17 protein-coding genes are annotated in these 18,226 nt (G+C 62.5%); 8 read left to right on the forward strand and 9 right to left on the reverse strand.

What is annotated here, in order from left to right; translation table 11 throughout:
• The 4 genes from NZ746_07935 to NZ746_07950 all read right to left on the reverse strand — a co-directional run.
• Positions 1 to 778, reverse strand: a 778-nt coding sequence (locus NZ746_07935; protein MCS6817293.1) for a DHH family phosphoesterase, incomplete at its 3' end; no start/stop codon positions are given.
• 94 nt (positions 779 to 872) lie between these two features.
• A complete protein-coding gene (locus NZ746_07940; GenBank protein ID MCS6817294.1) occupies positions 873 to 3,056 on the reverse strand; it encodes a M1 family aminopeptidase in 2,184 nt (727 codons plus the stop codon).
• A 54-nt stretch (positions 3,057 to 3,110) separates the two neighbouring features.
• Positions 3,111 to 3,908, reverse strand: coding sequence for an ABC transporter permease (locus NZ746_07945; protein ID MCS6817295.1), 798 nt, complete (start codon positions 3,906 to 3,908; stop codon positions 3,111 to 3,113).
• On the reverse strand, positions 3,905 to 4,669 hold the full coding sequence (locus NZ746_07950; protein MCS6817296.1) for an ABC transporter ATP-binding protein: 765 nt from the start codon (positions 4,667 to 4,669) through the stop codon (positions 3,905 to 3,907). The genes NZ746_07945 and NZ746_07950 overlap by 4 nt, the downstream gene beginning before the upstream one ends.
• A gap of 137 nt (positions 4,670 to 4,806) precedes the next feature.
• On the opposite strand from NZ746_07950, the gene NZ746_07955 reads away from it, so the two are divergent.
• Positions 4,807 to 5,247 (forward strand): hypothetical protein, encoded by a 441-nt coding sequence (locus NZ746_07955; GenBank protein ID MCS6817297.1) that lies wholly within the window; start codon positions 4,807 to 4,809, stop codon positions 5,245 to 5,247.
• On the opposite strand, the gene glmS is transcribed toward NZ746_07955, so the two are convergent.
• The 4 genes from glmS to NZ746_07975 form a co-directional block, all read right to left on the reverse strand.
• Complete coding sequence (glmS, locus tag NZ746_07960) at positions 5,189 to 7,069, reverse strand: glutamine--fructose-6-phosphate transaminase (isomerizing) (GenBank protein ID MCS6817298.1); 1,881 nt, start codon at positions 7,067 to 7,069, stop codon at positions 5,189 to 5,191. The genes NZ746_07955 and glmS overlap by 59 nt on opposite strands.
• 3 nt (positions 7,070 to 7,072) lie before the next feature.
• On the reverse strand, positions 7,073 to 8,581 hold the full coding sequence (gene glmU, locus NZ746_07965; protein ID MCS6817299.1) for a bifunctional UDP-N-acetylglucosamine diphosphorylase/glucosamine-1-phosphate N-acetyltransferase GlmU: 1,509 nt from the start codon (positions 8,579 to 8,581) through the stop codon (positions 7,073 to 7,075).
• 587 nt (positions 8,582 to 9,168) lie between these two features.
• Entirely contained in the window at positions 9,169 to 10,536 is a 1,368-nt protein-coding gene (locus tag NZ746_07970) for an acetyl ornithine aminotransferase family protein (protein MCS6817300.1), read from the reverse strand.
• A 156-nt stretch (positions 10,537 to 10,692) separates the two neighbouring features.
• Positions 10,693 to 10,815, reverse strand: a complete 123-nt coding sequence (locus tag NZ746_07975) for a hypothetical protein (protein ID MCS6817301.1) — start codon at positions 10,813 to 10,815, stop codon at positions 10,693 to 10,695.
• An 81-nt stretch (positions 10,816 to 10,896) separates the two neighbouring features.
• Here NZ746_07975 and NZ746_07980 point away from each other — a divergent pair, with 81 nt between their 5' ends.
• From NZ746_07980 to thiL, 6 genes are all read left to right on the forward strand, one after another.
• Positions 10,897 to 11,154 (forward strand): hypothetical protein, encoded by a 258-nt coding sequence (locus NZ746_07980; protein MCS6817302.1) that lies wholly within the window; start codon positions 10,897 to 10,899, stop codon positions 11,152 to 11,154.
• Positions 11,151 to 11,510, forward strand: a complete 360-nt coding sequence (locus NZ746_07985) for a hypothetical protein (protein ID MCS6817303.1) — start codon at positions 11,151 to 11,153, stop codon at positions 11,508 to 11,510. Before NZ746_07980 ends, NZ746_07985 begins: the two co-directional genes overlap by 4 nt.
• Positions 11,510 to 12,283 carry an enoyl-CoA hydratase/isomerase family protein gene (locus tag NZ746_07990; protein MCS6817304.1) on the forward strand — a complete coding sequence of 258 codons (774 nt, stop codon included), beginning with the start codon at positions 11,510 to 11,512 and terminating at the stop codon, positions 12,281 to 12,283. The genes NZ746_07985 and NZ746_07990 overlap by 1 nt, the downstream gene beginning before the upstream one ends.
• Positions 12,284 to 12,330: 47 nt before the next feature.
• Complete coding sequence (locus tag NZ746_07995; GenBank protein MCS6817305.1) at positions 12,331 to 13,896, forward strand: ATP-binding protein; 1,566 nt, start codon at positions 12,331 to 12,333, stop codon at positions 13,894 to 13,896.
• A gap of 124 nt (positions 13,897 to 14,020) precedes the next feature.
• Positions 14,021 to 15,427 (forward strand): sigma-54 dependent transcriptional regulator, encoded by a 1,407-nt coding sequence (locus NZ746_08000; protein MCS6817306.1) that lies wholly within the window; start codon positions 14,021 to 14,023, stop codon positions 15,425 to 15,427.
• Positions 15,417 to 16,418 (forward strand): thiamine-phosphate kinase, encoded by a 1,002-nt coding sequence (gene thiL / locus NZ746_08005; protein MCS6817307.1) that lies wholly within the window; start codon positions 15,417 to 15,419, stop codon positions 16,416 to 16,418. The genes NZ746_08000 and thiL overlap by 11 nt, the downstream gene beginning before the upstream one ends.
• Positions 16,419 to 16,527: 109 nt before the next feature.
• Here thiL and NZ746_08010 read toward each other — a convergent pair whose 3' ends face one another.
• Positions 16,528 to 16,959 (reverse strand): peptidylprolyl isomerase, encoded by a 432-nt coding sequence (locus NZ746_08010; GenBank protein ID MCS6817308.1) that lies wholly within the window; start codon positions 16,957 to 16,959, stop codon positions 16,528 to 16,530.
• A 228-nt stretch (positions 16,960 to 17,187) separates the two neighbouring features.
• Between NZ746_08010 and purM the strand changes: the two genes are divergently transcribed.
• Positions 17,188 to 18,225, forward strand: a complete 1,038-nt coding sequence (gene purM / locus NZ746_08015; GenBank protein MCS6817309.1) for a phosphoribosylformylglycinamidine cyclo-ligase — start codon at positions 17,188 to 17,190, stop codon at positions 18,223 to 18,225.
• Position 18,226 lies beyond the last annotated feature (1 nt).

Below are 18,226 nucleotides of genomic sequence, written 5' to 3' on the forward strand. Positions count from 1 at the left end.
CGCGCAGCCCGACCTGCTCGGGCGTTCGGAGTTCCGCTAATCCCAAGCGCGCGATCGTGCGATTCTCTCCCACAAGCGGCGCGACGTCGGCGATCGTGCCGATGGCCGCCAGCGGCAGCAAGTGCACCAACTGCGCGCTCCGGTTGCTTCGCGCAAGGAGCGCCTGCGCGAGTTTCAACGCCACTCCTACGCCCGCCAAGTTCTTCTCAGGATAAGCGCAATCGGGACGTTTCGGATTCAACACGGCTACCGCGCGCGGCAGTTCCGCTTCGGGGAGATGGTGATCGGTCACAATGGTCTCCATGCCAAGAGCCTTCGCCCGCTCGACGACCTCATGGGCGCGAATCCCACAATCCACGCTGATGAGCAAGCGTCCGCCGCGAGCGGCGAGCGCCTCAATGGCTTCGGCATGCATCCCGTATCCTTCGCGCAATCGTTCGGGGACGTAGGAGAAGACGCGAGCGCCCAGCCAGGTGAGCGCCTTTTGAAGGAGGACCACACTCGTCACGCCGTCCACATCGTAATCGCCGTAGATGACGATGGGTTCCTCGCGCGCGAGAGCGCGCCAAATGCGCTCGACCGCCTCGTTCATGCCCGCCATGCAGTAGGGATCGTGTAGATCGTCAAGCCGTGGCCTGAGAAAACGTTCAGCAGCTTCTGGCGTCGTCACCCCGCGCGCGCTCAGAAGTCGAGCGATGGCGCGAGGAAGTCCAAGTTCCCGACTGAGCGTCGCCGCCACACCCTCCTCGTACGCGCGCCATACCCATCGGCAATTCATGCGACCGCCTCCCACACTGCTTGATCTCCCCCACCCTCATTCGGGGCCATTGTACCGCATTCCTCACCTGCGGAAGAAGGCGCGTGCTCGGCGTTCATCGGCTGGCGCGCGTGCGAGCCGGCGCATAGGGGTGATTCAAGTAGTGGCGGGCTAGGTCTTGAGCGCCGTTGTAATCGTCCTTGGTCTCCAGCGCCTTTTGGTATTCGGCGACGGCGCGCTCCCGTTCTCCGAGGGCATCATAGCAGTTCCCGCGGTAGATGTGGCTCCAGACGACGATCCAGGGCGGACGCTTATCTCCATTGAGGGCATCGGTGAACGCGTCGAGCGCCCGTTGGAAATTCCGCTGCTCGAAGTACAGCAACCCCAGGTTGTAATGCGCCCATGAACTGAGCGCGTCCAGCTCCAAGGCCGCTCGGAATTGTTGCTCCGCTTCCGGATATTCGCGATTCTTGAGGTGCTCGATCCCTCGCCGGACGACAACGGCGATGCGAACCGCATCCGTGAGGTGGAGGATCTGAAAATCCGGATCCACGACGATCTCGCGCGGGAGCGTCTCGGAGGGGATCTCGAAACTCGCCTCCGTTCCTTTCATGGGAATCGTGATCCGCTCGGTGCGATCCCCCTCGGCGCGCAAGAGCAGATCCACGGGCATGTCGAACAGCTCGAGCGTTTGCTTGACGGTCCCGCGCGCCTTAAAGCGCCCATCGCGCGTGCGCAAGATCGTGTACTCGACGCGGAATTCCGGCACGCCCGTCGAATCCACCCAGAGGCCGAAGAAGCTGCGCAGGCTGCGTCCGGCGACTCGGCCCGCCAGTTCCTCGAAATCGGCGATGCTCGCGTTCTTACCGGCATAGGTCTGATAGAAGGTCTTCAGCAGGGCGAAGAACTTCTCATCGCCGAGCACCGCACGGAGCATGCGGAACACAAAGGCGCCTTTGTCATACACAATGGCTCGATAGCTCGGCGAGAGATCATACAGCTCGCGCGGAGCGCGCGCGATCGAGGTCGCCGATTCGAAGGCCAAGGCGCGCTCGAGGACTTCGCGAACCGCTTGCTCGTACTCGGCGCGCGATCCTGCGAATTCGCGAAATAGGAGGGCGCTGTATTGCGCGAGCCCTTGCGAGATCCAAGCGTCGTCGAAGTTCCTCACAGCGACAGCTTGTCCCCACCATTGAAAGGCGACCTCGCGCGCCAGGCGTCCCACGTCGAGGGTGCGATCGCCAGTCAGCACGCGCGGCGCCAGGAAGAGCGTCCCCGGGCCGACGTAATACTCCAGGGACTCGTCATCAATCTCGACCACGCGCAGGCGGTCGCCGAAGGCATACGGACCGAACCGAGATTGATAGACCTCGAGCATGCGCCCGATGGGATCGGCCAGGGATTCCATGCGTCCTTCGTCGCCGGGCTTCATGAACAGTTCGATGGTGAAGCCTCCGGGAGTGCGCACTTCTTTGGTGATGTACTTCGAGAAGGCGAACGAACCTGCCAGCACCGGTTGCGCCGAGACAAGCGTATACGCAACCCGAGGCGTTCGCGGCGAAGGCGCTTCCGCCGGTTCAGCCGGACGTCGCGCTCCCCGTGGGGGAGCGGGCGTCGGCCGTTCCACCACCGGTTGCGCTTGAAGTGGCCGCTCGCTGTAGCCGGCCAGGATCATCCCTTGCGGCACTCGCACCGTGATCTCATAGCTCGCGCGATCAGCCGCATATTCGTGGAAGGGAAGCCAGCGCGCGGCGTAGAAGAGATAGCCGCCTTCCGGACCAATATATGCCAATCGCCGATCAGGGATCGGTCCTCCTTCCGGCCCGCGGAGCGCCCCCGCGTATTCGAAAAGGAGCGTGAGCTGCGTCCCAGCTTCGACCGTCTTTCCCAAGTCAACACGCACGTTGAGTTGATCGAACCGATCTTGGAGGAACGTGAGCGTTTCGTTCGTCTCGACATTCTGCACGCGCGAGACAATAAGGGAACCGTTCAACTCCAACACGACCGAACGGGTGGCCGCCCCCACGCGCAGCGTGATGAGTGAGCGAGCCGTGAGCGAGGACTCGGTCGGATTCACATCCGCTTCAACCTTGTAATGCACCACGTCTAGCGCGGGAAGAGGCTGAGGTGAGCCCGTGGGTGCCACTGGGGAATCTTGGCCAAACGCCAGCCGCACCTCGGCGAAGCCGAGAAAGACGAGGAGCGCGATCCCAAGTTTCCGACGGACGCGCTGCCAGCTATTGGATTCGGGACGGAGACGTGCGTATGGATGTCCTCCAATCCGGCTTTTCGTCCACATCGCGCCTGATTGTACCATCTCTTCGCTCGCTGAAGCCATTGTGGAGAAGATGGCTCACTGCATCGTCAGACGGCCGAGTAACCCGCGCTCGCGCGCCAGATCGAACATGCGCACGAGCAGCCAGATGCCGAACGCCAGATAAAGGACGTTCAAGCCGAGCGCCCACCCGAAGTGGTCCCAGCGAAATGTCCCCGAGCGCAGGACCTCGCGCATGCCCTCGAAGACATACGTGCACGGGATTGCTCGCGCGATCGCCTGCAGACTCGGCGGGAGGACGCTGACCGGATAGAAGACGGCAGCGAAAGGTTGGATGAGGAAGGGAACAGCCCAGGCGAGCGCTTCCGCGGCTTGTCCGAACCGCAGAATGATGGCCGTTGTGATGATGCCCAGGGCCAATCCCAAGATCAGCAAGTTCGCCATGAACGGAATGAGGGCGAAGCCCATCTCGAAGAGATCGAAGCGATACAACGCCCACGCGAGAGCCGCCAGGGACACGAGCGTCACGCCGACGCGCACCAGCCCAAAGAGGAAGGTCGCCGCGATGTATTCGCTCAGCCGAACGGGCGCGCAGAAGATGTTGAGCAGATTCCGCACCCACACGTCTTCGAGGAACGAGAGCGTGATCCCTTGCTGCGCGCGATAGAGCACATCCCAGAGGATCATCGCCCCGATCAGAAACATGACCAAGCGCGGCACCGCTCCTTCCCCCACGCGCTGCAGAAAGAGGGTCACGTAGCCCCACAGCAACAGCTCCATCGTCGGCCAAAACCACACCTCCACCAATCGGATGACGCTTCGCCGATAGACGAAGACGTATCGGAGCACCAGAATGCCCACGCGCCGCAAGTTCATCGGTCTTCTTGCCCGACGAGGATCTCGCCGCTTCGCGCGATCCGGATGAAGACTTCTTCCAGCGTCCGCGTGCGGAAGTGCCGCAGAATCTCTCGCGGAGGCCCTTCGGCGATGATGCGTCCGCGGTGGAGGAAGAGGATACGGTCGCACACCTCCTCGATATCCCGCATGTTGTGCGACGTGTAGAGCATGGCGATCTGTCGTTCGCGCTGGATCTGGCGGAGCAAGCGTCGCACTTTATCGGCGATGTTGGGATCGAGACTGGCCGTCGGTTCGTCCAAAAGCAGGAGCTCCGGATCGTTGAGCAGTGCCTTGCAGAGGTTCACGCGCGTCATCTCGCCGCTGGAGAGACGTCCCGTGCGCGCATCCCGAAGATGGGCGATCTCCAGAAGGTCGAGCACCTCAGCGATGCGCTCCTCGGCACGCGGCACAGCGTAGAGTTGGGCGAAGAGCCACAAGTTCTCCCAGACCGTGAGATTCGGCGGCAGGTTCACACCGACTGAGGAGAAGTTCATCCGGCGGAGGATTTCGATCCGATGGTGTTCGAGGTCCTGGCCGAAGATCTCGATGCGACCCGAGGTGGGGCGGATGAGACCGAGGATGAGTTGCAACGTCGTCGTCTTTCCCGCGCCATTGGCTCCCAATAGCCCGACGATCTCTCCACGCGAGATCGCGAAGCTCACGTGATCCACTGCGACGATTCCATCGAACTCCTTCGTCAGCTCGTGCACGCGCAAGACGACAGCGTCCGATTGGCGCATAACGCGCCAAAGATACCAGCGGAGCATTTCGTGGGGCAAGAGAACCGCATTCTGCGTCTTCGACGCGAGGACCTCTGGCGGATCGGTTGCTGCCCCGTCGCAAGGGGAGTATAATCTGGCTCGCCGGAGCGAAAGCGATGGAGCGCTCGAGTCGCACGAAGGAGCTTCTGGATCGCGTCGAGCGAATGGTGGAAGAGGATCCGCAAGTGCTCGTCCCCGTGCGCAAGCTCTGGATGCGCCTTCAACAGGAGTGTCCATGGATGGCTCCGCCCACGTTCGCCGAGTTCCTCGCGCTGTTGCGCGAAGACGAACGGTTCGAATATTGGTCGCTCGGGGAGCGCTCGGAAGAGGAGTTTCCAACCCGAAGGGGACCGTGGTCCGCGCGCGAGGCCGCGGCATACGAATGCGGGCCGCGCGTCAAACTGCGGCGCATCCCGGTGACGGAAGCGCTCCTCATTCAAATCCTCCGCCATCACATCCAGGGATTGCTCGAGATCCTGCAGGGATCCGCCAAGGCGTTCACTCCACGGTCACCGATTTCGCCAGATGGCGGGGCTGATCCACATCGCACCCCTTGAGGACGGCCGTGTGATAGGCGAGGAGTTGAAGGGGAACGGTAGCGAGGATGGGGAGGAGCCAGTAGCTCGTGGTCGGAATCTCCAGCAAATCGTCGGCGACCTGGCGAACTTCCACATCGCCCTCAGTGACGATCCCGAGGACGCGTCCCTCGCGCGCCTTCGCCTCGATGATATTGGCCAGCGTCTTCTCGTAGAGAAGCTGCGAGAGCGGCGATTCCGGATCGCGCGCGTTGATCACGACGATGGGGAGATGCGCTTCGATGAGAGCGTTCGGTCCATGTTTCAACTCCCCGGCCGGATACCCTTCGGCGTACAGATAGGCCAATTCTTTCAGCAGCAAGGCTCCTTCCAAGGCGATCGGATAAAAGAGGCCGCGTCCCAAGAAAAACGCCGCGGGCACGCGGGCGAATGATCGGGCGAGTTCCCGAATCGCATCGTCCTTGGCGAGCACGCGCTCGAGCTGCTCCGGGATCAGCCATGCCTCGCGGACCAGTCGCTCTCGATACTCGGTCGTGAGCGTTCCACGCTGCTCGGCCAAATAGATGGCCAACAGATACAACGCCATCAGCTCGGCGGTGAAGGCTTTCGTCGAAGCGACGCCGATCTCTGGCCCAGCTTGTAGGAAGATCGTGCCGTTGGCCTCGCGCGTGAGCGTCGCGCCGCGCACGTTGCAGATGGCGAGTACCGGAGCCCCTCGACGTCGTGCCTCCCGAACGGCAGCCAACGTATCGGCCGTCTCCCCAGACTGACTCAGGGCGACCACCAGCGTCCCCTCCTCGAGGATCGGATCGCGATACCGGAATTCGCTTGAATAGTCCACCTCCGTCGGCACGCGCGCCAGATGTTCGATCAGGAACTCTCCCGCCAAAGCTGCATGCCAACTCCCTCCACATCCGACGAGCCGAATGGTGCGAATCTGCCGGATCTGTTCCTCCGTCATCTCCAGCTCTTCGAAGTGGACGCTTCGTCCTTCCGGAGACGTGTGTGCTTTGAGCAATTCGCGGAGCGCTCGGGGCTGTTCGTAAATCTCCTTGAGCATGAAGTTCGGGAACCCCCCCTTCTCGACGAGGATGGGCTCCCATCCGATGCGCTCCAAGCGAGGCGTCACCGCATTCCCCTCCCAATCGCTGACGCGCACTCCCCGTCGCGTGAGGACAGCGATCTGCCCATCTTCCAGGAAGAAGACGTCTCGCGTGTAATAGAGGAGGGCCAGCACATCCGAGGCGACGAAGTACTCTTCGTGGCCAAGGCCGATCACCACCGGGGGTCCTTGTCGAACAGCGACGATCGTCTCCGGCACATCCGCCGAGATGATGGCCATAGCGAAGACTCCAGTCATCTCGCGCACGGCCGCGCGAACAGCTTTCTCCAAACTGACTTCGGGATCGAGCGCGCGCGTCGTCGGCTCCTGCAGGTATTTCTCGATCAGGTGGGCGATGACCTCCGTGTCCGTCTCCGTCCGAAACGTGTGTCCCTCTTCGGCGAGCTGATGCTTCAGAGCGAGGTAATTCTCCACGATGCCATTATGAACGACGGCCAAGCGCCCGGAGCAATCACAATGCGGATGCGCGTTCTCCGCCGTCGGTCGTCCGTGAGTGGCCCAGCGCGTGTGTCCGATCCCATAGGTGCCGTCGAGCGGCTGCAGACGGATCAGTTCTTCTAGCTGTCGCAGCTTACCCGCCGCGCGACGCACCTCCAAACGGCCTTCATCCACGACGGCTAATCCGGCGGAGTCATAGCCGCGATATTCCAACCGCCGCAAGCCGTGCAACAAGATGGGGATGATCTGCCGTGGTCCGACGTATCCGATGATCCCCGACATCGTTCAATCCGCAGGAAGGGAAGCCGATGGTTCGGGGGCGCTCTCCTCCTCTACCTTCTTCTTCTCCACGGCTGGGACTCCCACGACCAACGTGCGCTCGGGCACATCGCGAATGACCACTGCCCCCGCTCCCGTCATCGCCCCGCGCCCCACTCGCACAGGGGCCACGAGCATCGTATCGCTCCCCAACTTCACATCGTCTTCGATGATCGTCGGATGCTTCCGTTTCCCATCGTAATTGCAGGTGATCGTGCCCGCCCCAACGTTCACTCGCTCCCCCACGGTCGCATCCCCCAAGTATGCCAAATGCATCGCCTTGCTTCGTCGTCCGATGCGCGATTTCTTCACCTCGACGAAATTGCCGATGGCCACCTCATCGGCCAGTTCCACCTCGCCTCGCAAGTGGGCGAACGGCCCAATCCGCACGTCGTTGCCGATTCGGCTCCCTTGGATCACCGTGAAATTCCGAACGATGACGCGATCTCCGAGCTGCGAATCCACGATCCGTGTCCAAGCATGAACCTCGCAGGCTTCCCCGAGACGCGTCTCCCCCTCCAGGTGCACGTAGGGATGCAGGACGGTATCCGCTCCAATGACGACATCGGCATCAATCCATGTCGTGTTCGGATCGCGGATCGTCACCCCCTCGCGCATCCATCGCGCGCAGATCTCTCGTCGCAGCTCGGCTTCGAGTCGCGCCAAGTCCTCTCGCGTGTTGACGCCCAAGAGTTCCTCCGGATGCTCGCTCTCGATCGCTCGAACGCGATACCCGATGCTCGTGAGCACGCCCACGACGTCCGTCAGATAGTATTCCCCCTTTCGATTCTCCGGTCTCAATCGCCGCAGCGCTCCAAGGAGGGGTTTCGGATCGAAGCAGTAGAGTCCCGCATTGACCTCCTGAATCGCGCGCTCTTCAGGTCGCGCCTCCGTCTCCTCGACGATTCGCACGACCTCACCCTGAGCATCTCGCACGATTCGTCCGTATCCGGTCGGATCCTCCAGCCGCAACGTCATGAGCGTCGCCACGGCACGTCCCTCAAGGTGCGCCGCGACGAGCCGCGCGATCGTCTCCGATCGCACCCGCGGCATATCGCCGTAAAGGAGCACCAGCGGTTCCCGCCAGACCGGGGCCTCTTCCCATTTCTCCCATTGTTCAAGCGCCTCGCTCTCAGCGACGGCGGTGGGAGCGTGAGGCGGCCCTTCTTCAGCGCCCAGCGTTTCCAGCGCCATCAGGGCGGCATGCCCCGTCCCCAACGGCTCATGCTGAAGGGCGAACAAAAGGCGCGGGCTCGGCTCGCCGGCGTTTCGCGCGACTTCTCGCTCTACGATGCGCCGCACGTCCTCCGCCTGATGCCCAATGACGACGATCAAGCGGGATGGGTGAGCGCCCAGCGCCGCTCGTACCACGTGAGCGATGAGCGGACGCCCAGCCAGTTCGTGCAAGACCTTCGCCCGCCGAGACCGCATTCGCGTCCCTAATCCCGCCGCAAGGATCACCACATTCGGCCTCATATGCGCTCTCCTTAGGGGGCTAAGGTATCATACCCCTTTGCTCCGGGCAAACCCGTCTCTCGCCGTCATCCCAGATTCGGGAGCTATGTGCCCCTTCGGTTGAGAGCGTTCGGGACGGCGACATAGCGGGTAGTCGTGGAGAGGTGTCGGCGTGTACCCCTTTGGTTGGGGGCATTCAGGAGTTCCGACTATAGGTGGCTCGCCGCAAACAGCAGGCGGGCTCCAATCTCGCCTATCGCCCTCGATGTAGGCGCTGAACACGTAGTGTTCTGGGCGCTGCTTGCCCGGCTCAAGTGAGGCGCTCAACGAGTGCGCGCCAAGATCAAAAAGGCGTGGATGCGCAGATGAAGCGCTGGAATGGGCGCCCGTTGATCGGCGTGCCTTAGTCGAGCAGGGATCCAAGGGACCGCGAACGCGCCGGATTGTTCACAGTGGGGAGGGGAATGAATCTGGCGTTCAGGGATCTAGGGGACCACGAACGCGCGGTCCCCTTATCCCTTCTCGCAGAGCGCCTGCCACGGCGAGCGGCTGGGGACCCCGCCGGAGTCGAGATCAAACGGAAGGAGCGATGTCCGCCTTGCGCTCGCTCACCGCGAACGTGCTGCGGAACGTGCCGAGGAAGCGGACTTGGCGCTTGCGACGGCATCCTCGAATGCGCTTACGGCGAAGTCCACTTGTTCGGCGTCCACGACCAGCGGGGGGGAGAATCGAATAGCCGTCTCACCGCAGCCGAGCAGCACGAGCCCGCGTCGGAAGCATTCCTGGACGATGCGATCGCGCAGCTCAGGATCTGGAGCGAGCGTCCGCCGATCTCTCACGATCTCGACGCCGATCATCAGGCCGAGGCCGCGCACATCGGCGATGCAATCGGGATGCCGTTCGGCGACCTGTTCGAGTCCCCGTTTCAAGCGCTCCCCCATCACGCGTGCGTTCTCTATGAGTCCGTTCTCCAGCAACTCGAACGTCGCGAGCGCTGCCGCGATCGCCACCGGATTGCCACCGAAGGTCGAAGCATGGGCCCCCACGTGCCATTCCATCAAATCGGCGCGGGCGAGCGTGATCCCAAGGGGTAGCCCCGAAGCGATGGCCTTAGCGATCGCCATGATGTCGGGGACGAAATCGAAATGCTCGCACGCCCACATTCGGCCTGTGCGTCCCATCCCCGATTGCACTTCGTCGGCGATGATGAGGATGCCGTATTTCTCCCGCAAGTGGTTCAGGCCCTCGAAGAAGCTGCGCGGCGGGACGATATACCCTCCTTCTCCTTGAATCGGCTCGACGACGATGGCGGCGACTTCTTCCGGAGGGACGGCCGTCTTGAAGACGACTTCCTCGATGAAACGAATGCACGCTCGTCCCACATCCTCGCCATCGGTCTTGTAAGGATATCGGAGGGGATTCGGGTACGGCACATGCGTGACGTCGAGGAGTTGACGGCCGAATCCTCGCCGCTGTGTCGTCTTGCTGCAGGTCAGCGAGAGCGCGCCGAGCGTGCGGCCATGAAAGCCACCATAAAAGGCGATGAATTTATCGCGCCGCGTCGCGTAGCGAGCGACCTTCAACGCCCCTTCGATGGCCTCTGCCCCGGAATTCCCGAAATGAACGCGTTTGGGAAAATCGCCCGGTGTGACCTGCTGCAATTTCTCCGCGAGCTGCACCAGATGCGGGTAGTAGTAATCGGCCGAGGCGATGTGGATGAACTCCGCTGCCTGTCGCGCGATCGCCTCGACGATCTTTGGATGCGCATGTCCCGTATTGCAAACAGCGACACCCGCGTTGAAGTCGAGGAAGTAATTCCCGTCCACGTCCTCGACGATCGCTCCGAACCCTCGTCGCACGACGAGCGGATACGGCCGGGTGTAAGAGGGGGAGACATATCGCGCGTCTTTCTCGACGATCTCCCGAGCCCTCGGTCCTGGAAGCTCCGTTTTGATCTGTGGCAGTTTGATGTCCATACGCTCCTCCTTTTTGGGGAAAAGATGGCGCTTCGAGGGGTTAGTCGGAGAGGACGGAGGCCGGATCGGCCTCAGCCGGCGAACAGGTTCGTTCGCTGCATAGTCGGCGTGAACTTATGCGCGAACGCTTCCATAGCAGTTTATCATCTTACTCGATCACGCTGCGCTCTGGCAACGCGCGGGCGTGGCCAGCATCAACATGGGGACTCCGACAGGGCGAATGCGCCACAGACGCACGGCCTTCGGATGAGGCGCCGAGAGCACGTCATCTCTTGACATCCCCTCCAATGGAGATGGTATCGTAGCCCCCGACGGGAGGAACGCGCAATCCTCCCTCGAAGACGCACGAGGAGGGGAGCGATGCCGCTTCAAATACGAGCTTTTGGTTTCGCCGTGGGCCTTGTGTGGGGGATCATCATCTTCGCGATGACGCTCATCGTCGCCATCAGGGGCGCGGGAGGGGAGCATCTCGGCCGCTTAGGCCTTCTCTATCCGGGATATCGCGTGACGTATCTCGGAAGCGTGATCGGGTTCGTCTGGAGCGTGATCTATGGGTTCATTGCGGGGGCGCTTCTGGCGTGGGTGTATAATAAGCTGTCGGGAGCGCAACGACGGTGAAAGTGCCGCTCTACAAATTGGCGTACGCGCGTTCGGGGGACAAGGGGGATATGGCGAATATCGGGCTCATCGCCTACAAGCCCGAATACTATCCGCTCCTCGTCGAGCATGTCACGGCTGATCGCGTGAAGGAACATTTTCGCGGGATCTGTCACGGCCCAGTGGAGCGGTTTGAGCTGCCGAATCTCCATGCTCTCAATTTCCTGTTGCATGGCGCGCTCGGAGGCGGAGGAACGGTTTCGTTGCGGCTCGATGCGCAGGGGAAGACGTTGAGCACGGCGCTCCTGCGGATGGAGATCGAAGTGGAAGAGGAACAAGCGCGACGCTTGGGATTGCTGGATGCGGAGGGAGAGTGATGTCGGCGCCCGTGTCTTTCGAGCGCATTCTCTATGCGGTGGAGGGGGCCATCGCGCGCATCACGTTGAATCGGCCGGAGAAGCGCAACGCGCTGGATCCGCGGACATTGGAGGAGCTGCCGCGGGCCTTCGCGTGCGCGGAAGAAGACGCGGCCGTGAAAGTCATCGCGCTCGGAGCAGCGGGGACGGATTTCTGCGCGGGGCTCGATGTGACGACCTTGCAGCCGACGGCTGATCCGGCCGTGTTCGAGAAGATGCAGGACGCCGAGCGCTTGGTCCGACTCTTCCTCTTGATGCGGCGACTGCCGAAGCCGATCGTGGCGTTGGTGCGCGGGCGTGCGCTAGGAGGTGGCTGCGGGTTGGCGACGGCCTGTGACGTCGTCCTGGCGGCTGAGAGCGCGCAATTCGGATACCCCGAGGTCCGAATCGGGTTCGTCCCGGCCATCGTCAGCGTGCTCTTGCGGCGCTCGGTGGGGGAGAAGAAAGCGGCGGAGCTGATGCTGAGCGGGCGTCGGATCACGGCGGTCGAAGCGGAACGTCTCGGACTCGTCACGTCCGTCTTCCCCGATGACGCGTTCGAGCAAAAATCCGAGGAGTTTCTCGCTGAACTGGCCAAGCAGAGCGCGCAAGCGATGCGGCTGACCAAGCAGATCCTGTATCAAATTGATGGCATGGGATTCGAGGCGGCGATGCAGGCGGCGGTAGAGGTGAATGTCCTGGCGCGATTGACGGAGGATTTCGCGCGCGGCATAACGGAGTTCTTGCGAAAGTGAGCGCGCGCGAGCGGGACGCGTTGCCTTCGATCGGAGCGGCTCCCGCGATGGGTCTCATGAGAAATCGCGAGGCGATCGAACGGCCATTGGCGCTCGTCATCGCGGCGGATCCGATCGAAGGTGAGCGGCTCTGTGCTCGCCTGCAGCAGCTCGGATTCTCGGCGACATGGGGGGACGTCGAAGCGAGCCGAACGGAAGAGCTGGAGCTTCTGCTCTCGAACGCGCGCATCGTTCTCGTGGATGGACGCGCGGCTTCTGATCGCGTTCGGTCCTGGATCGAGCGCGTGCGGAGTCAGATGACGCCCGTGCCCATCTTGCTCCATGGCCTCTCCGAGCGCGAGTGCGCATGGCACTACCTTGAAGCCGATGATGTCCTCCCGATCGAGGATGAGGCCGAATGGGCTTGTCGCGTGCGGGTCTGGGCGATGGCCAGCGCACGATGGGAACGGCTTTTGGAAGCGAAAGTCGCTGAGCGGACGGATTTGCTCGAACGCGCCCTCTCAGGACAAGGGCTGCTGCTCGATGAAGTGCGGGCTGCGCGCGCGCGTTGGGAAGCGACCTTCAACGCCATCACCGATGGCTTGATGCTCACAACACCCCGAGGGATCATCGAGCAAACGAACGAGGCGTTTGCGCGGCTTTTCGGTGTGGAGCGAGAGCAATGGTTGGGGCGATCCTGCTCCAACGTGTGGGAGCGATTGGGGCGACGTGGCCCGTGTCCTCATGAACGGGTTTTAGCTACTGGAGCGCCGTGCGAGGAGGAGGTGCATGAAGCGGAGACGGGACGGACATTTCGCGTCCGCATCATGCCGGTGAAATCGGCGCGCGGGGAGATCCAGGGGCTCGTGCATAGCTTCCGCGACGTCACAGTCGAGCGGCATCTCCAATGGCAAGCGCGTCACGCGGAACGCATGGTGTTGGCCGGGCAGATCGTCTCGGGCATCGCTCACGAAGCCGCCACGCCGCTGTCGGTCATCGCGAATCTCGCGGAAGCGCTGCTTTGGGATGTGCCGCCAGACAGCTCGATGGCCTCCGATTTGCGAAGCATCGCGGCGCAAGCGCGGCGCATCGCAGAGATGCTGCGTCGGCTGTTGGACTTCGTGCGTCAAGCGCCGCCGGCGTTTCGCGCGCTCGATGTGAACGCCCTCGTTGAGGAGACGCTCGCGCTGCTGCGCCATAGTTTCCGCGCTGCTCGAATTGAGGTCATCACGCATTTGGATCCTGATCTGCCGCCCTTGTGGGCCGACGAAGGACAGATTCAACAGGTCTTGCTGAACCTTTTCACGAACGCCATCCACGCCATGCCCGAAGGAGGACGCTTGATCGTGCGCACGGAGTTGCTCGCGGGCACGCCCACGCCCATTCATCTCACGGTCGAGGACACGGGCACGGGCATTCCGCCGGAATATCTCCCTCGCATCTTCGACTTCTTCTTCACCACGCGCGCAGATCGAGGGGGAACGGGATTAGGCTTAGCCATCGCGCGCCAGATCGTGGAAGCGTACGAGGGGACGATCGAAGTGGAGAGCACGCCGGGAAAGGGAACGCGCTTTCGCCTCCGATTTCCCCTTCGGGCGGAATCCGCGCGCGTCAGCGCGGGCGAATCTGGATGAGGCTTGTTCCGAGGACGTCCTCACCCGAGGACGGTCGCGGATCGCACAAACGATCCTAGAGGACTGAGAGGGGATCGGCGCTTGCGCTCATGCGCGCGATTCGCGCACACTTTCCGGAGGGCATATGGAGCAATTGAGCGCGCTCATCATCGAGGACGATGGACAATTGGCGGACGTGCTCGCCCGCTTCTTGCGCCGGCAAGGATTCGACGTCGAGACGGCGGCCGACGCTCGGACGGCCTTGGAGAAGATGTTCGCGCGCGTCTTCGACATCGTCCTGAGCGACATTCGACTCCCGGACCGTTCCGGCATCGAGGTCCTTCAGGAGATCAAGCGGGCTTTCCCGCAGACGATCGTCCTCATGATGACGGCCTTCAGCTCGATTGATTCGGCCGTGGAGGCGGTGCGCTTGGGGGCGGATGACTATCTGAGCAAGCCGCTGCAACTGGACGATGTGAAAATGCGGATCGAGCGTGCCTTGGAACGACGGCGCCTGCAAGCGCGCGTGGCCGATCTCCAACAGCAGCTCACCGAACGCTATCGCTTCGGTAACATCATCGGCAAGAGCAAGCCGATGCAAGAACTGTTCCGCGTCTTGGAGCGCGTGGCGCGCTCCTCGGCGACCGTGTTGATCGTCGGGCGCACGGGAACGGGGAAAGAACTGGTCGCTCGCGCCATTCACTACAATAGTCCTCGCGCGAATGGGCCGTTCGTAGACATCAATTGCGGGGCGTTGCCAGCGGAACTGCTGGAGAGCGAACTCTTCGGTCACGTGCGTGGAGCGTTCACGGGAGCGACCGAGTCGAGGCCCGGATTGTTCGAGGTCGCCCATGGGGGCACGCTCTTCCTCGATGAAGTGGATGCGCTCAAGCCGGACTTGCAAGTGAAGCTCTTGCGCGCGCTGCAGGAGAAAGTCATCCGCCGCGTGGGAGGGCGAGAGAACATCCCGGTGGATGTGCGGATCATCGCGGCGACGAATCAAGACCTGGAGGAAGCTGTGCGTCGCGGTGAGTTCCGCGAGGACCTCTACTATCGACTCAACGTCGTCACGCTCTATCTGCCCGAGCTGCGCGAGCGGCGCGAGGACATTCCGCTGTTGGTCGAACATTTCCTGGAGCGCTATGCTCGCGAGAATGGGCAGCCGCTGCGGCGATTCTCCACCGAAGCCATGCGGCTGCTGATGAGCTATTCGTGGCCGGGGAACGTGCGCGAGCTGCAGAATGCCGTCGAATACGCGCTCACTATGAGCAGCGAGCCCATTCTCACGATTCGCGATCTCCCTCCGCATATCAGCGGAATCGCGCCACTGGAGCGATCGGCGCCTCCGGAGCGCGAGCCTCGCACGCTCGCGGAAGTCGAGAAACGGCACATCTTGCGCATCCTGGAGGAGACCGGGGGGAATCACGCGAAAGCCGCGGAGATCCTCGGCATTGATCGGCGCACCCTCTACCGCAAGCTCCAAAAGTACCAGATCCCGCTGGAATCCGCCCTGCGCGGAGGCCGCTCCGTCGGAGCCTCACATGAGGAGTGAACTCGAGTGGATCCGCAAGATCCGGGAGATGGCACGCCGCTTCGCTCCCGAAGTCATCCTGGGAATTGGCGATGATGCCGCGATCCTCAAGTGCTCTCCGGGAAAATGGTGGTTGGTGACGACAGACGCCCTCGTCGAAGACGTTCACTTTCGTCGCGAATATACGCCCGCGCGGCTGCTCGGTCACAAGGCGCTCGCCGTGAATCTGAGCGACATCGCGGCGATGGGGGGACGACCTCGGTTCTTCGTGCTCTCGCTCACTGTCCCCGAGGACGTCGAGGACGCGTATGTGGAGGAGTTCTTGAGCGGGATCATGGCGGCGGCCGATCGCTATGCCGTGGTCCTCATCGGCGGGAATCTCGCGGCATCGCCTCGGGGATTCAGCGCTCATGTGACCGTCATCGGCGAGTGCGCGGCGCATCGTGCCGTGCGTCGCGATGGGGCTATGCCTGGAGAGGCGATCTACGTCACAGGATGGCTCGGTCTATCCGCTCTGGGCTTGCGACTCTTGGCTGCCGGACATCGGTTGAGCGATGCGTTGCCCGAGCATCTGCGACGTCCGATCCTGGCGCATCTGGCGCCAGAGCCGCGACTCTCGCTCGGTCAATACCTGGCGGAGGAGGGAGTGGCTCGCGCGATGATTGACCTGAGCGATGGGCTCTCTTCCGACCTTCGCCGTCTCTGTGAGGAGAGCCGCGTGGGAGCCGTGCTCCATGCGGAAGCGCTTCCAGTGGTCGCGGAAGCGAGCGCGTTTGGCGTTGATCCCTTGACGCTCGCTCTGCACGGGGGGGAAGATTACGAACTGCTCTTCACCGTGCGGGAGGAGCACATGCCGCGGCTTGAGGAAGTGCGGATGCGATTCCCCGATCTCCCGCTGACGTGCATCGGACGCACGATCTCGGAGGCCGGTCAGGTGTACCTGGAGCGCGCTGGGCAGCGAGAACTACTCGCCCCGCGCGGGTATGATCATTTCTCACCTCGGTGCGAGTAGCCCTTCATCAAAGGACGGACTTCCTCACTCGACAGCGGAGGAGCTGCGAGATGACGAGCGACGCGGGGGCGCCCACGCCGGCGCCCCGTATGAAGCGGCCACGTAGTCTTCAGGCGATTGAGACCAGCTCGATGTCAAAGATGAGCGTTTGTCCCGCGAGCGGATGGTTGGCGTCAAGCGTCACCGTATCCTCCGTGAGTTTCGCCACCGTGATGGGGATCACTCGCCCGGATTCCGTGTGCAGCTCCAGGGTCATGCCTTCCACCAACTCGAAATCCACGTGCAGCTCCGAGCGCGGCACTTCTTTGACGAACTCTTCGACGTAAGCCCCATAGGCTTCCTCGGGAGGGATCTCGACGGTCTTCTTCTCTCCGACCTGCATGCCGATGACGGCGCGCTCGAAGCCGGGGATCACCATGCCGGCACCGATGACGAATTCCAGGGGCTCACCGCCCTCCGAGGAATCGAAGACGAACCCGTCGCGTAAGCGTCCCGTGTAATGGACGCGCACGATACTTCCTTTTTCGGCTCGTTGGCCCATCCTTCTCCTCTCCTTTGCTCTCGACGCTCTCGAAGCGTCAAAGAAAAATCGGCTCATAACCCGTCGAGGGTTATGAGCCGAATGCCACTCAAAACCCGCAACGGTTATGACCGGGCGACAGTATACCACCATCACGACCCTGGCGCAATTGGGCCGGATCGAGCGCGGATGGCGATCTCAGCACCTTCGCTTGGCGAACGTCTCGCTCCTATGCTAAGGTTTCCGTCCATGCGACGCATCACGTATCGCGAAGCGGGTGTGGACATCGAAGCCGCGCGCACGGCGAAAGAGGCCATCAAGCAGCTCGCCCGGACGACGTTCACCCCCGAGGTCTTGATGGACATCGGGGGATTCGGTGCCCTCTTTCGCGCGGACCTCTCCGCCTATCGCGATCCCGTCCTCGTCTCCAGCGTGGATGGCGTGGGGACGAAGTTGAAGGTGGCTGCTTTAGCCGGGCGACACGATTCGGTGGGATACGATATCGTGGCCCATTGCGTGAACGACATCCTCGTGCACGGCGCGCGGCCGCTTTTCTTTCTGGATTACATCGCCATGGGGAAGCTCGTGCCGGACGTCGTGACGCAGATCGTCGAAGGGATCGTGCGGGGATGTCTCGAATCTGGCTGCGCGCTCGTCGGAGGGGAGACGGCCGAGATGCCCGGCGTCTATGCGCCCGGCGAATACGATCTGGTCGGATTCATCGTAGGGGTCGTCGAGCGCGAGCGCCTTCTCGATGGTCGGCGCATCGAACCAGGAGATGTCGTGCTCGGCCTCCCATCGTTGGGTTTACACACGAACGGCTACAGCCTAGCTCGCAAGCTCTTCTTCGAAGTCGCCGGATGGACGCTCGACACGTATGTGGAGGAGTTGGGGGGAACCGTCGGCGACGAATTGCTCAAACCGCATCGGAATTATCTCCCCGTGCTCATCAGCCTTGTGGAGCGCGGGTTGGTGAAAGGACTCGTGCACATCACGGGCGGCGGCTTCTTGGAGAACATTCCGCGCCTTCTCCCCGAAGGCTGCGCGGTAGAGATCCAGGAGGGGGGATGGCCCATTCTCCCCGTCTTCCGCCTGCTTCAACGCTTGGGGAATATCGAGCCGCAGGAGATGTATCGCACGTTCAACATGGGGATCGGCATGATGGCGATCGTCGCTGCGGAGGACGTCCTGACGGTCCTCGACGATCTCCGCCGCAGGGAGGAACCCGGATACGTGATCGGGCGCGTCACCGCGGGCGCGCGCGACGTCGTGATCAGCGTCCCTTGAT

The sequence above is a fragment of the Blastocatellia bacterium genome (assembly GCA_025055075.1).
Lineage (GTDB): Bacteria > Acidobacteriota > Blastocatellia > HR10 > HR10 > HR10.

Excerpts from the sequence above, each read along its gene's own strand:
- glmS (MCS6817298.1), bottom strand. The coding sequence starts at position 7,069 with ATGTCGGGGATCATCGGATACGTCGGACCACGGCAGATCATCCCCATC.
- NZ746_07950 (MCS6817296.1), bottom strand. The coding sequence starts at position 4,669 with ATGCGCCAATCGGACGCTGTCGTCTTGCGCGTGCACGAGCTGACGAAG.
- NZ746_07980 (MCS6817302.1), top strand. The coding sequence starts at position 10,897 with ATGCCGCTTCAAATACGAGCTTTTGGTTTCGCCGTGGGCCTTGTGTGG.
- NZ746_07995 (MCS6817305.1), top strand. The coding sequence starts at position 12,331 with ATGGGTCTCATGAGAAATCGCGAGGCGATCGAACGGCCATTGGCGCTC.
- glmU (MCS6817299.1), bottom strand. The coding sequence starts at position 8,581 with ATGAGGCCGAATGTGGTGATCCTTGCGGCGGGATTAGGGACGCGAATG.
- NZ746_07970 (MCS6817300.1), bottom strand. The coding sequence starts at position 10,536 with ATGGACATCAAACTGCCACAGATCAAAACGGAGCTTCCAGGACCGAGG.
- purM (MCS6817309.1), top strand. The coding sequence starts at position 17,188 with ATGCGACGCATCACGTATCGCGAAGCGGGTGTGGACATCGAAGCCGCG.
- NZ746_07975 (MCS6817301.1), bottom strand. The coding sequence starts at position 10,815 with ATGTCAAGAGATGACGTGCTCTCGGCGCCTCATCCGAAGGCCGTGCGT.
- NZ746_07940 (MCS6817294.1), bottom strand. The coding sequence starts at position 3,056 with ATGTGGACGAAAAGCCGGATTGGAGGACATCCATACGCACGTCTCCGT.
- NZ746_07990 (MCS6817304.1), top strand. The coding sequence starts at position 11,510 with ATGTCGGCGCCCGTGTCTTTCGAGCGCATTCTCTATGCGGTGGAGGGG.
- NZ746_08000 (MCS6817306.1), top strand. The coding sequence starts at position 14,021 with ATGGAGCAATTGAGCGCGCTCATCATCGAGGACGATGGACAATTGGCG.
- NZ746_08010 (MCS6817308.1), bottom strand. The coding sequence starts at position 16,959 with ATGGGCCAACGAGCCGAAAAAGGAAGTATCGTGCGCGTCCATTACACG.
- thiL (MCS6817307.1), top strand. The coding sequence starts at position 15,417 with ATGAGGAGTGAACTCGAGTGGATCCGCAAGATCCGGGAGATGGCACGC.
- NZ746_07945 (MCS6817295.1), bottom strand. The coding sequence starts at position 3,908 with ATGAACTTGCGGCGCGTGGGCATTCTGGTGCTCCGATACGTCTTCGTC.
- NZ746_07955 (MCS6817297.1), top strand. The coding sequence starts at position 4,807 with ATGGAGCGCTCGAGTCGCACGAAGGAGCTTCTGGATCGCGTCGAGCGA.